Annotated in this window: 10 protein-coding genes and 1 other annotated feature; of the genes, 5 read left to right on the top strand and 5 right to left on the bottom strand. The window is 41.6% G+C overall.

Going from position 1 to position 13,015, the window contains the following annotated elements; genetic code table 11:
* Positions 1 to 42 precede the first annotated feature (42 nt).
* Both ezrA and refZ read right to left on the bottom strand, forming a co-directional pair.
* A complete protein-coding gene (ezrA, locus tag ACZ5B7_RS24195; RefSeq protein ID WP_464491253.1) occupies positions 43 to 1,731 on the bottom strand; it encodes a septation ring formation regulator EzrA in 1,689 nt (562 codons plus the stop codon).
* A 248-nt stretch (positions 1,732 to 1,979) separates the two neighbouring features.
* Positions 1,980 to 2,612, bottom strand: coding sequence for a forespore capture DNA-binding protein RefZ (gene refZ, locus ACZ5B7_RS24200; RefSeq protein WP_464491254.1), 633 nt, complete (start codon positions 2,610 to 2,612; stop codon positions 1,980 to 1,982).
* A 153-nt stretch (positions 2,613 to 2,765) separates the two neighbouring features.
* Between refZ and ACZ5B7_RS24205 the strand changes: the two genes are divergently transcribed.
* Positions 2,766 to 3,245 carry a GAF domain-containing protein gene (locus ACZ5B7_RS24205; protein ID WP_213144593.1) on the top strand — a complete coding sequence of 160 codons (480 nt, stop codon included), beginning with the start codon at positions 2,766 to 2,768 and terminating at the stop codon, positions 3,243 to 3,245.
* A gap of 24 nt (positions 3,246 to 3,269) precedes the next feature.
* On the opposite strand, the gene megL is transcribed toward ACZ5B7_RS24205, so the two are convergent.
* Complete coding sequence (gene megL / locus ACZ5B7_RS24210; protein WP_464494561.1) at positions 3,270 to 4,448, bottom strand: methionine gamma-lyase; 1,179 nt, start codon at positions 4,446 to 4,448, stop codon at positions 3,270 to 3,272.
* 350 nt (positions 4,449 to 4,798) lie between these two features.
* Here megL and rpsD point away from each other — a divergent pair, with 350 nt between their 5' ends.
* Complete coding sequence (gene rpsD / locus ACZ5B7_RS24215) at positions 4,799 to 5,401, top strand: 30S ribosomal protein S4 (protein WP_423802675.1); 603 nt, start codon at positions 4,799 to 4,801, stop codon at positions 5,399 to 5,401.
* A 124-nt stretch (positions 5,402 to 5,525) separates the two neighbouring features.
* Here the strand turns inward: rpsD and ACZ5B7_RS24220 are convergent, their stop codons facing one another.
* Positions 5,526 to 8,273 carry a transglycosylase domain-containing protein gene (locus ACZ5B7_RS24220; protein ID WP_464491255.1) on the bottom strand — a complete coding sequence of 916 codons (2,748 nt, stop codon included), beginning with the start codon at positions 8,271 to 8,273 and terminating at the stop codon, positions 5,526 to 5,528.
* Positions 8,274 to 8,419: 146 nt separating this feature from the next.
* Positions 8,420 to 8,633 (top strand) — a binding site (T-box leader).
* 43 nt (positions 8,634 to 8,676) lie between these two features.
* Between ACZ5B7_RS24220 and tyrS the strand changes: the two genes are divergently transcribed.
* Together tyrS and ACZ5B7_RS24230 are read left to right on the top strand one after the other, a co-directional pair.
* On the top strand, positions 8,677 to 9,936 hold the full coding sequence (gene tyrS / locus ACZ5B7_RS24225; RefSeq protein ID WP_464491256.1) for a tyrosine--tRNA ligase: 1,260 nt from the start codon (positions 8,677 to 8,679) through the stop codon (positions 9,934 to 9,936).
* 106 nt (positions 9,937 to 10,042) lie between these two features.
* Positions 10,043 to 10,237 carry a DUF6954 family protein gene (locus tag ACZ5B7_RS24230; RefSeq protein ID WP_464491257.1) on the top strand — a complete coding sequence of 65 codons (195 nt, stop codon included), beginning with the start codon at positions 10,043 to 10,045 and terminating at the stop codon, positions 10,235 to 10,237.
* A 203-nt stretch (positions 10,238 to 10,440) separates the two neighbouring features.
* Here ACZ5B7_RS24230 and acsA read toward each other — a convergent pair whose 3' ends face one another.
* Positions 10,441 to 12,159, bottom strand: coding sequence for an acetate--CoA ligase (acsA, locus tag ACZ5B7_RS24235; RefSeq protein ID WP_464491258.1), 1,719 nt, complete (start codon positions 12,157 to 12,159; stop codon positions 10,441 to 10,443).
* A gap of 195 nt (positions 12,160 to 12,354) precedes the next feature.
* Between acsA and ACZ5B7_RS24240 the strand changes: the two genes are divergently transcribed.
* Positions 12,355 to 12,987: a GNAT family N-acetyltransferase gene (locus ACZ5B7_RS24240; RefSeq protein ID WP_464491259.1), complete on the top strand. Its 633-nt coding sequence runs from the start codon at positions 12,355 to 12,357 to the stop codon at positions 12,985 to 12,987.
* Positions 12,988 to 13,015 lie beyond the last annotated feature (28 nt).

Raw genomic sequence — 13,015 nt, forward strand, 5'->3', positions numbered from 1 at the left:
TATTAGCCAAAGAAAAAAAACCGATATGACAATCGGTTTTTCCTAATCAATAGTTACAGGTGTCTTTATTTTTTTCAATGCGTCCGGGTCAATCCCCTCGATCGTAGCAGCAGCCTGCTCTAATGCCTCTTGATAATCATAACGGCGAAAAGCCTCTTCTGCATTCCTTAATCCATTTGCAACAGAAGGATACTGACTCCGGTATCGATTCCCGTATTGGATTGCCTTCTCAGCAAGCGTAACATTTTCTATCAATTCCAAAGTAGAATTTACCAATTTATCAACTGATAGAACAGCAATCTCTAAATACTGATTTAGTGCCGCTATATTAAGAGGCTTTTCCTCGAGCTGGTATCTGACATTTTGGATGCTCTCGTTCGTATCCTCCAATAAATACCGATATTCTTCAGGCAGTCCTGGAACATTTTGTTTTTGAACAAGGCGGAAGGTTTCTCCAACCTTTTTAGCCAATTCTTGGACTTTGTCTCTTGCTTCCAGTTCGTCCTTCCTAAGGGCTTGAAGTTTAAAGGCAAAGGTTTGCTGCTCCTCACGTATGAGGTCTAAGTGTTCTTTTATTTCATTTAACTCTTCACCCATGATGGACTGAGCTGTTTGGTTTTGCTTTATTTTCTCTGATAATATTTCATAGCGTTTGTAAACAGCCTCAAGCTCTCTTTCCAAATTGTTCAGTGTTTCCAAATCCTGATCAGCCAATTGGTAGGTAGCCTGTACATGAAGGACTTCCGATGCGAGATATTTATTCACTTCTTCCGCCTCAGCAAGCAGACTGCTTGCAGCCTGTTCATTTTTCTTTACAAAATGCTTGGCATGTACCTCTTTTTCTAAAAGGTCCAAAAGAATATCCACCCGCTGTTTTATTTCTTTATTTCCATCCTGAGCCTGATCAACTTCGCTTTTTTCAACTAAAGCTAAATTTTCTCTGATTTTTTCCTCGAGACGCTCTATTTCTGTTTCCACATGGACATGTTCTAAATAATACCCCTGTTCCATCATTTCCCGTAAACCAGACTTTACCTCGGCCAACTGGTTTGGAATCAGCGACTGACATTCAATTAAAAGTTGCGGAATTAAATCCATATTATTCTTTATACCAGTTAGTTTATCGTGAATGAATAGTACGACTTCACGTGCCTCCAAGTAATTTCCTTGCTCTGTTTTTTCATCGAATTCATGAAATTTCCCCATGACCTCAGTAAGCGCCGCTTCCAGATGTTTCTCGGAATTGCCAAAGCTATGGCGATGCGCGAGCAAGGTTTTCTTTGTCTCTCGATACAGTTCCTTTAATTCCTCAATTTCTACACGGTTCTTTTCCTCACTGCCGACCAGTTCATGAAGCTCTTCGATAATTTTATTAACTTGTTTTTCAGTTTCTTGTAATTTTTCCGTGATTTTGCTTTGGGCCTCTTTTGCTTTTTTGAATCTATAGCGGTCTATGTATTCTTCTGCATCAAACAGCATTTCTTCCAAATCCGGCAGCTTGACAGTCACAATATCGTCCCATTCATTCCGCCAGCGCTCAAAAAGCTCCTCTGTTTGTCCGGTCATATTAAGCTGTTTTACTTTAGCCATTTCATCAGGGATTGGTCTATTAAACAAATCAATTTTCCAGGCCTCGAGATGGTCCATTTCTTTAAAATGCTTTTTCTTTATTAGATACCCTAATACAAATATCGCAAGGATAAGGATGAATAACCCTATTATATATTTCACTTGCAAGCCTCCTGTTCCGAACAGCTGTCATTCACATCTATTTAAAAAATCCGTTAATGATTAAATTCGATGCCTTAATGATACCATGTATACGACAATTTTTGACTAGTAATTTCAATTTTTTTGTAAAAGAAAATCAAAAAAAGCACTCTGCTGTATAAATTCATCATGACAGCCAGTGCTTTACCTTTTTTTAGATCATTTTGAGGGAGCTTTTCAGCTGAGGGCTTTTATTCAAATCCTGGACTCTACTTTATAATCGCTTCTTTTTTTATTTGAACATCGGAACAAAGAGTTTTGTCAATCCATTGAAAAAGGTCCTTTAAATATTTTTGCTCGAAAAACTTTTCATTTGGGAAAACATACAGCACTTCTCTCATGTAATGAGTATTCATAAACGGCATCATTAAAAGACCCTTTAGCTGGATAATTAAATAAGGAATCGAATGCGGCCGAAATTCATTCCACTCAAAGCCTCTTTCAAATATCTTTTGAAAATAGTACTTTTCCTTCAAGGAATAGGTGGCCATGATTTCTCTTACCATTTGCGAATCAATTGACATTTCCCTGTACACAAAGCTGGCAAGCTGAATGTTTTCCCATTGATAATGGAGCAAATCCGCTACCACGCGCTTCAGACAAATTGCTGCCCCTTTTTCAATGGTGGCAAAGGCCGCTTCCATTTTATTGATGTACTGTTCAAAAAAATAGGTAAAACAATATTCCAAAAGCCCCTCTTTGTTGCCAAAGTAGTAAGCAATGGTGGCCGTATTTACTTTCGCGGCATCAGCGATATCCCTTATCGACGTACCTGAGTAGCCTTTGGAATTGAACAACAAAATAGCAGCTGCAACGACCGAATCCTTTGAACTTTTCTTCATCCCTTTTCCCCCTTTTCGAACACAAAATCCCCTAATATAATTGTTCTTTTTCTTGATAAGGATTCCTCCATGAAAAAATCGACAAAGTCTGCTCTTTTTCTTTTCAATCTGCTAAAATAGACTATAAAACTTTAAAAAGTAGGGGGAAAAAGGATGTTTAACGTCGAAATGTACAAAGGGACTCGTGAAGAAAATTATGAATTAGTAAAGAAGCAATTGCATGCCCTCATCCACGATGAAAAAAATCAAATTGCCAATTTGAGCAATGCTTCCTCCTTGTTGAACCAATTTTTAGACCGGATTAATTGGGTCGGCTTTTATTTGATGGAGGACGGGGAGCTAGTGCTTGGACCATTTCAAGGCCTGCCTGCCTGCGTCCGTATTCCGGTTGGAAAAGGTGTATGCGGGACAGCAGTCCAGAAAGCAGAGACGCTTCGGGTCGCAGACGTGCATCAATTCCCGGGCCATATCGCCTGTGATGCTGCATCCCAGTCAGAGATTGTCATTCCACTTGTAAAAGGTGATCAGGTTATAGGTGTCCTAGATATTGATTCGCCGGAAAAAAACCGTTTTGATGAGTTGGACCAAGAAAAGCTTGAGGAATTCGTCTCCATCCTAATCGAACACGTATAAAGAAAACTCGCCATACGGCGAGTTTTATATTTTATCAAGCGCTTGTTCCAAATCCTCTTTTAAGTCCTCCCAAGCTTCAAGACCGAAGGAAAGCCGAAGTAATGTATTGTCAATCCCCATTTTTAGCCGTTCTTCTTCTGGTACGACCGCGTGAGTCATTGTCGCCGGATGCTGGATCAATGTTTCCGTGTCTCCCAAACTTACCGCAATTTTAATTAGTTCCAATTGATTCATAAAATGCTGCGCTGTTTCCTTTGTCCCATGAAGTGAAAAGGAAAGCAGCCCGCCAGCTTGTTTCATCTGCTTTTTCATTATGGAATAATCAGGATGTTCCGGGTCACCAGGATAAAATATATCCTTTACTTTTGGATGACCTTTCAAAAATTTGAATAGCTTTAGGGCATTTTCAGAATGACGATCCATTCGAACCGGCAGGGTTTTGATGCCTCTTAGCAGAAGCCAGGCATCAAACGGTGACATGATTCCGCCAAAATCCTTATGAACAGTCTTAGAAACCTGCTTAATAAACTCCTGTTTCCCGACCACTAAACCAGCAATAACGTCACCATGGCCGCATATATATTTTGTTGCACTATGAATGACGATATCACAGCCGCAAGTGAGCGGCGTTTGGATATAGGGAGAACTAAAGGTATTATCAACAACCACCGGAATCCCCTTCTCTTTTGCGACTGCTGCCGCCAATTCCAGGTCGACGAGCTTCATAGTCGGGTTAATCGGGGTTTCGATATAGATGCAGGAAGTATTGGGGCGAATCTCGGATTCTAAGGTTTCCGCCGAATCCATTTCGGAAAAATGATGATCAATGTCAAATTTCTCCTTCATCAATTGCAGTAAACCAAATGTGCAGCCATACAACCCTTTGGAGCAAAGAATATGACGGCCGGACTTTGTTAAAGCCAGCAACACAGCGCTGACAGCGGCCATTCCTGAAGAAAAGGCCAATCCGGCCTCCCCGCCTTCGAGCGCAGCAATCCTTTCCTCAAGAACTTTTACGGTCGGATTCCCCAACCGCGAATAAACAAAACCCTCTTCCACACCGGCAAACCGCTTTTCTCCTTGTTCCGCATCGGCAAATGTAAAGGTAGATGTTTGATACAACGGTGGCACTAAGCTTCCTTGGTGTTGCTCGGGACAATAACCGGCATGAATCACTTCCGTTTCAAATCGGGCTTTCTTCATTTCCAAAATGCAAGTCCCCTCCTGACTGAAACCGATTTCAATTCTCTGTAGTATATGTATAATAAAATTGGTCTGTTAAAATCACCTTATCTGAATGACTTCAGTGTTATAATAAAAATTAGCTTGACTTACCACGAATAAAAATTATATAATACTCTTTGTGTAAAATATTGCAGCCTATGAAACGATTTTAGCTGTTCCATTTTGTTCCTCGCGAGAGCTTCTTGCGAAGGTGCATCGCGTAACCCTTAGCTGCTAGGGCGATGGTGCATGAAAACAAAATGGCTGTTATCGATGTTTCGTTACGGTTTTTATTTTACCAAAATAAAAACTTAAAGGAGGAGTCATTCATGGCTCGATATACCGGCCCAAGCTGGAAACTATCCCGTCGTCTTGGAATCTCTCTAAGCGGCACAGGTAAAGAATTAGAAAAGCGTCCTTACGCTCCTGGACAACATGGTCCAAACCAACGCAAAAAGCTTTCTGAATACGGATTGCAGTTACAAGAGAAGCAAAAGCTTCGTCATATGTACGGTGTTAATGAGCGTCAATTCCGCAACCTATTCGACAGAGCTGGCAAATTAGGCGGCGTTCATGGCGAAAACTTCATGGTTCTTCTTGAGTCTCGTCTTGATAACGTAGTTTATCGTTTAGGTCTTGCACGCACTCGCCGTGCGGCTCGTCAATTAGTTAACCATGGCCACATCTTAGTTGATGGCGCTCGCGTTGATATCCCATCATACCGCGTTGCTGCTGGCCAAACTATCAGCGTTCGTGAAAAATCTCGCAACCTTGATGTAATCAAAGAAGCAATCGAAGCAACTAACTTCGTTCCTGATTATTTAACTTTCGATGCTGACAAATTAGAAGGTACTTTCACTCGCTTACCAGAGCGATCTGAATTACCTGCTGAAATTAACGAAACTCTTATCGTCGAGTTCTACTCTCGTTAATTTGTATTTAGCATTTGTAAAGCCCCAGAATTTCTATTCTGGGGCTTTTTTATGTTTTTTGAAAATGCATTTGGAAATAAAAAACAGGAGTCCCAAAATCTAATTTTGAGACCCCCATTAAATGTTATTGTTGAGTTAAAACTCCTACTTCCACTACATTTGAAGGTGCGGATTCATTTCCTGCAATATCAACTGCCGTTACATAGAAGCTTCCATTTCCAACATTATAGGATAGTGAGGAACCGCTGTTGATGCTTGCGATCTTCGCTCCAAAAAATCCACCCTGATAGACACGGTAGCCGACGATATCATTGTCTGCCGGTGCGCTCCATGTGAGGGTATTGCCGGATGCGGCCAAGGTGACACTGTCCGGTTTCTTGCCGTTATCGGCCATTTTAGCACCTGAGACAAACACATTGTCCCATCTGCCCCTGTTTGGAATAAGCTGGCTGATATTTTTAAAGTCATTGCCTACCATTCTGTTGATAAAGTCTGGGTTTAAGATTGTTCCATACTGGGTAAACTCTTTTGGTGTGGAATCAAGAGCCAGATATTTACTATTTCCGATCGTTACATAATTTCCTTCGATTAAACTATCATCAACTTTCGTAGGAACATCTTTGGCATTGAAATAATCACTCTCAACCAAGCCTGCCTTTGAACAGGCCGCTGACGGAAGCATGCCAGAAACTGCGCAATAGGAGGTTTTAACAATTCCTTCAGGCATTTGGAAGCTTTCTTTTGGAGCAACTAAATCCGGTTTAATTTTATGTGCCGCATTCATCAGTTCAGCCCAAAGATTATTGGTCCGCTGACTGTAAGACATTCCGCTGGTTTTTAAAGATTTCTGCGTATCATATCCAGTCCAAATTCCAAGTGTTACATTCGGGTTGAAGGCAACAAACCACGAATCAAAATAATTGTTACCAGTACCGGTTTTTCCTGCCCAATCAGCACTGAAATTCAGTTTGCTCTTTACACCTGCTGCTGTACCCATATTTATTACATCCCGCATCATATCAATGGTCAAGAATGCAGTCTGAGGTTTAAAGACATCAACAGGTTTTACTTCATGCTGATAGATAATTTTACCGTCCTTGTCGACAATTTTATCGATCAGGTAAGCATCGATAAATTTCCCGCCATTGGCAAAGGTACTAAAAGCATTTGTATTTTCTTCAACAGTTACGCCGTTATCCAAAGACCCGATAGAGGTAGCGAGATTCGTGTAGTCCCCCTTTGTTAGCGAGGTAAAGCCCATCTTTTCCAGATACTGTGCTGGACGCTGGTCCACGATTTCAGAGTATAGCTTTACAGCCGGCACGTTATAGGATTTGGCCAAAGCATACCGTGCTGATACTAGCCCGCTATATCTTTTGTCATAGTTATGAGGCCATGGTGTACTTTTGCTTTTATCCAGTCTAAGTTCGACATCCGGCAGCGGGGTTCCCGGCGCCGCTTTTCCGAGTTCAATAGCCGGCCCGTAAACGAGCAGCGGCTTCATCGTCGAACCGTTCTGGCGGACTGCACTGGTAGCGTGATTGAGCTGCTGTTTATTATAATCTCTGCCGCCAACAAAGCTGATGATTTTGCCGGTACTATTTTCAATCAGTTCTGCACCGACCTCAACAGGTTCCATTACGGTTTTCTTTTCACCGGTTTCCGGGTCTTCTTTTTCCTCCGGTTTATCTGGTCCGTAATATTTGTAGTTATCTTTTACCACCTGCATGGCATCATATATATCTTTGTTAATAGTTGTATGAATTTGATAGCCATTTTGCCGCAGGTCATGGCTGGCCATCGTCTTATACTTGTAATAAAGGTTTTCATCTTGTTTTAAATCTTTTTCTGTATGGCCATCTTTCTTAGCCAATACCGTTGTCAGAACATCTATGGCCCGTTTCTCAATTTCAAATGTCACCCAAGGATAGTTATCAAGCGGATTTGGTACTGACGGAGTAAAATCCTTTGTAATGTCATAGGCAGACGCTTCTGCGTATTGCTTTTCATTAATATATCCGCCATCGTACATTCTTTTTAAAACTGTTTTCATTCTTGTTATGCCCGGCTCCAGATTATTCTTCACTGTGCCTTCTCGTGTAAATGGGGTATAACCAAACGGGCTTTGCGGCAGTCCTGCAATAAAAGCAGCCTCCGGCAGTGTAAGCTCACTAGCATTTTTTCCAAAGATCCCTTTTGCTGCGGCCTGGACACCGGCGATGTTCTGCCCTGATGAATTTCTGCCAAGAGTCGCCACATTTAAGTAGGCTTCAAGAATTTCCTTTTTATCGAAAAATTTCTCCAAACGAAGAGCCAACAAAATTTCATTTGCTTTTCTTTGGAAGGAAACCTCATTGGTTAGAATTTGGTTTTTAATTAATTGCTGTGTCAGCGTGCTTCCGCCCGATTGGATAGGAGAATTGGTCACTTCCTGAAAAAGGGCTCGAAAAACGGCCTTTGGGACGACCCCTTTGTGCTCGTAAAAATATTCGTCCTCCGTAGCGATTACAGCATTGATTACGTTATCGGAGACCTGATTCAATTTGACCTCATCACGGACCAGGTCAGACCGTAGTTTTCCAAGATAAACATTATCAGCAAAATATAAGTCCGACGTTTCCGTATAGTTGTAAATATCTTTTTTCATACCTTCGTATGAACGCACAGGCTCATCCTTGACGAGCGAGGCAAAATAACCGGCGCCAACACCTGTTGCAAAAGCCCCTCCAAGGATTACAACCGTTAATAAAAGCAGAAACAGGTTCCAGAAAACCTGATACGTAATCCTGGCACCTTTGACGGTTTTTTTATGAGTAATAAAATTTAGGAGGGAATCAGCTTTTTCCTTCCATATTTGCCACTTTTCTTTCATAGCATCACCTCTAATAAAATCACATCCATTATAGCATATCGGTGGTATAAAATTTGACAAGCTTCTACATTTTTCTGAAATTTCCATTTTACCGTTTGACTTTATCTTTAATATATGTTAAAAAATCAATAAGCATTTTTTTATAATTTAAGGCTTTGAAGGGAATCAATTGTAGTTCTTCTATCCCTGTAAATAGAGAGGCAGCGGCCGGTGAAAGCTGCCACATATAGAAGAGTGAATTACATCCTGGAGCTTTCTCTGTGAAGAAACAGTAGCGGAGAACGGTTTAAACCGTTACTTTTTCAAGTTGGAGGAATTTCCTCAAGCTGGGTGGTACCGCGTATATTTTACGTCCCTGCATAATTGCAGGGGCGTTTTTATTTTTTATTGGAGGTTTTGAGTAATGAACTTATTAGAGGATTTGAAATGGCGGGGCATTATTTATCAGCAAACAGATGAAGAAGGGTTGCAAAATCTTTTAGATAACGAAAAAATTTCCCTCTATTGCGGGACAGACCCAACCGCTGACAGTCTTCATATCGGCCATTTGGTGCCGTTTTTAACACTAAGGAGATTCCAGCAGCATGGACATCGTCCGCTTGTATTGGTCGGAGGCGCAACTGGGCTGATTGGCGACCCGAGCGGTAAAAGCGAAGAACGAAAGCTGCAAACAATCGAAGCGGTACAGAAAAACGTTGAAGGCATTAAAAAGCAATTAGCGGCCATTTTTGAGTTTGAAGGAGAAAATGGCGCAGTTATGGTCAACAACTACGACTGGACCGAGCCCATGAGTGTCATTGCCTTCCTGCGTGATATCGGCAAGCATATCGGTGTCAACTACCTGCTGGCAAAGGATACGATTGCCTCTAGGCTTGAAACAGGGATCTCTTTTACTGAGTTCACCTACACGATTTTACAGGCGATGGATTTCAACCATTTATATGATCATTATAACTGCAAATTACAGGTTGGCGGCAGTGACCAGTGGGGGAACATTACCTCAGGTCTTGAGTTAATTCGGAAAATGCATAACGAAGAGACGAAAGCCTTTGGGCTGACGATTCCGCTTGTAACCAAATCCGACGGTACCAAGTTTGGAAAATCAGAAGGCGGCGCTATCTGGCTCGACCCGGAAAAAACCACTCCTTACGAGTTCTATCAGTTCTGGATTAACACAGCCGATGCCGATGTGGTGAAATACTTGAAGCTGTTTACCTACCTTTCTCGTGAGGAAATTGAACAATTAGAAGTCTGTGTCCAAGAAGAGCCGCATCTCCGTAAAGGCCAAAAGGCACTGGCGGAAGAGATGACACGTCTGATTCACGGAGAGGATGCCTTGCAGCAGGCCATCAAGATTTCCGAAGCACTATTTAGCGGAGACGTTCGCAGTTTATCGGCTGCTGAAATCAAGCAGGGCTTTAAAGATGTACCGTCTTACGCGCTGCAAAATGAAGAGGAAAATAATTTGGTTGAGCTATTAGTAGCGGCAAAGATCTCTCCTTCCAAGCGCCAGGCTCGTGAAGATATTTCAAATGGTGCCATTGCCATTAATGGAGAAAAGGTAACTGATACCTCTTATACTCTTCAGGAAACTGACAAAATTGAAGGCCAGTTTACGATTGTCCGAAGAGGGAAAAAGAAATATACGTTAATTAAATATTAATTGGTATAAAGGGGCTTTGGGACTGCAACCCAAAGTCCTTTTTATTTGTAACAGCTTTTTTCTTTTCAACGTCAATATATAAAAAGGAAATTTGGAGGTGAAAGTAGTGAGAATTTTAGTACACGCTGTTTTTATCCTTCTCATTGGCTTGGTTACGTTTTTTGGCCTTGGACCGGTTCTTATGGCAGATGGAAGCATGCAGGAAAGATTGGTTACGGGAGTAATTATTTTGGTAATCTATCTAATCTTGGGATTCGGCTATCGAAAGGGAATTAGCTGGGCCAAACGCAAACGGAATTAGCATATATCAGCGAATTTTTGCCATTTATCAGCAGATTTCTAAATATATCAGCGAATTCCTGATACATATCAGCGGATTTTCAAATATATCAGCGAATTCTCCAATATATCAGCAAATCCAAAAGAAGGATTTAATACCAACAAAAAAAAGAGGCTGCTCCAGTCATCAATTGGATTCAGCCTCTATCTTTATATCTTTAAAAATTAATCTTCCATCGTCGATAAATCACCAGTCGGCAAATTTAACTCCCATGCTTTCAAAACACGTCTCATGATCTTGCCGCTTCGTGTTTTTGGTAGCTTGTCACGGAAATCAATTTCACGAGGTGCGGCATGTGCTGCCAGACCTTTTTTGACGAACTGTCTAATTTCCTCTTTAAGCTCTTCAGTTGCTACATAACCATCTCTTAACGCGATGAAGGCTTTAATAATTTCCCCGCGCACAGGATCCGGTTTTCCGATAACCCCTGCTTCAGCAACTGCTGGGTGTTCAACAAGCTTGCTTTCCACTTCAAATGGACCTACACGCTCTCCAGATGTCATGATGACGTCATCGACGCGGCCTTGGAACCAGAAGTAGCCATCCTCATCCATGTACGCAGAATCTCCAGAGACATACCAGTCTCCTGGCATGAAATATGACTCATATTTCTCAGGATTGTTCCAGATCGTATGCATCATCGAAGGCCAGCCTTTTTTAATTGCAAGGTTCCCCATTCTGTATGGCGGAAGCTCGTTACCTTGATTATCAACAATCGCCGCCTCAACGCCAGGGATTGGCTTACCCATCGAACCAGGCTTGATTTCCATGCAAGGATAGTTACTGATTAACTGTGCACCGGTTTCAGTCATCCACCAGTTATCATGAATTCTCTTATTGAATACCTTAGCACCCCATTTAACCACTTCTGGGTTTAATGGCTCACCAACACTCAAGACATGGCGAAGACTGCTTAAATTAAATTTCTTAACCAGCTCGTCCCCCGCTCCCATCAGCATCCGGAATGCTGTTGGTGCACTGTACCAAACCGTAACACCGAAGTCTTCAATCATTTGATACCAGGCTTCTGGGCTGAAACGTCCGCCGACAATAACATTCGAAGTACCAGTCAGCCATGGGCCAAAGATACCGTACGAAGTTCCTGTCACCCAGCCTGGGTCTGCTGTACACCAGTAAACATCATCCTCTTTTAAATCAAGAACCCATTTAGCTGTTTGATAATGCTGAATCATCGCATTATGCACATGCAGTACGCCCTTTGGCTTTCCAGTGGACCCAGAAGTGTAATGCAGGATTAATCCATCTGTCCGCTCAACCCATTCAATCTTCAGCTCTTTGCTGGCAGTCTCAAATTTTTCTAAAAAGTTAATACAATTCCCTTGTTCCTCCACATTTTTTCCAACGAGGAAAATATGCTTTAATGCCGGTAAATCCTGCACAGGTACACGGCTTAATAATTCTGGTGTAGTTACTAATACTTTTGCTTCACTGTCTTGCAGACGATCCCTGACAGCCCCTTCCATAAAGGCTTCAAACAACGGGCCAACAATCGCACCAAGCTTAATTGCTCCTAAAACAGTAAAATAAAGTTCTGGAGAACGCGGCATGAAAATAAAGACACGGTCGCCTTTTTCGACATCGCCGTAATTTTTCAGCACATTCCCGGCTTTATTGGAAAGCTCCTTCATTTCCTTAAAAGTATATTTTTCATTTCTCGAAGCATCACGATAATATAATGCCACCTTATTTTTTCTATACGTACCCGCGTGGCGGTCAATCGCCTCGTAAGCCATATTAACACGGCCTGTCTCACTCCAAGAGAATTCCTTTTCTGTATCTTTCCAGTCAAAATTCTTATATGTTTCTTCATAGTTTCGCAAATTGAAATCCCCTTGGACTACTGGCAGCGCTTCCACTTTCATTCCTATCTCCCCCTCTGAAGTATTTGAAATAATTATAGTACAAATAATAACTATTCACAATTTTAAAAAAACATTTTTTTAAAAAAATATAAACCTAGTGTTTAATTTTTCGAAAATTTAGTGAAAAATCTTTAAAGATATTAATTTCATGTATAATAGAATTGAAGTACCTAGATTTTTTCCAGGGGTGACCAAATGGAGCACAAAAAAACCTATAATGCTAAGGAATTAAAAACTCCTCAAGGCAAATTAATTATTGAAGGCCCTGTCACTGCAGAAAAATTAGCAGGCTATGATTTTCATGAAGACCTTGTTGCGTTTCGCCCCCCTGCCCAGCAGCACGAGGCATTAATCGGGATCGCCGATTTACCGGAAGGAAGAATTATTATTGCGCGGCATCAAAATACAATCGTCGGTTATGTTACCTATTTATACCCGGACCCTCTCGAACGCTGGTCGGAAGGAAAGATGGATAATTTAATAGAATTGGGCGCTATCGAGGTGATCCCTCAATTTAGAGGCTGTGCCGTCGGTAAAAACCTCCTGATTGTTTCGATGATGGATGATGCCATGGAAGACTATATTATCATCACCACCGAGTATTATTGGCATTGGGATTTAAAAGGAACCAAACTCAATGTTTGGGAATATCGAAAGATCATGGAGAAAATGATGAATGCCGGCGGATTGGAATGGTATGCGACCGATGACCCGGAAATCTGCTCCCACCCAGCCAACTGCTTGATGGCCAAAATGGGCAAACGAATTGATCATGAATCCATTCAGCGTTTCGACCGTCTTCGTTTTATGAATCGTTTTATGTATTAAACATGATTGAACTATAGAGAATTGGGGG

The organism is Neobacillus sp. S1115, from assembly GCF_055385565.1.

Coding starts and splice junctions, on each gene's coding strand:
- acsA (WP_464491258.1), bottom strand. CDS start 12,159: ATGAAAGTGGAAGCGCTGCCAGTAGTCCAAGGGGATTTCAATTTGCGA.
- ACZ5B7_RS24205 (WP_213144593.1), top strand. CDS start 2,766: ATGTTTAACGTCGAAATGTACAAAGGGACTCGTGAAGAAAATTATGAA.
- rpsD (WP_423802675.1), top strand. CDS start 4,799: ATGGCTCGATATACCGGCCCAAGCTGGAAACTATCCCGTCGTCTTGGA.
- tyrS (WP_464491256.1), top strand. CDS start 8,677: ATGAACTTATTAGAGGATTTGAAATGGCGGGGCATTATTTATCAGCAA.
- refZ (WP_464491254.1), bottom strand. CDS start 2,612: ATGAAGAAAAGTTCAAAGGATTCGGTCGTTGCAGCTGCTATTTTGTTG.
- ACZ5B7_RS24220 (WP_464491255.1), bottom strand. CDS start 8,273: ATGAAAGAAAAGTGGCAAATATGGAAGGAAAAAGCTGATTCCCTCCTA.
- ACZ5B7_RS24240 (WP_464491259.1), top strand. CDS start 12,355: ATGGAGCACAAAAAAACCTATAATGCTAAGGAATTAAAAACTCCTCAA.
- megL (WP_464494561.1), bottom strand. CDS start 4,448: ATGAAGAAAGCCCGATTTGAAACGGAAGTGATTCATGCCGGTTATTGT.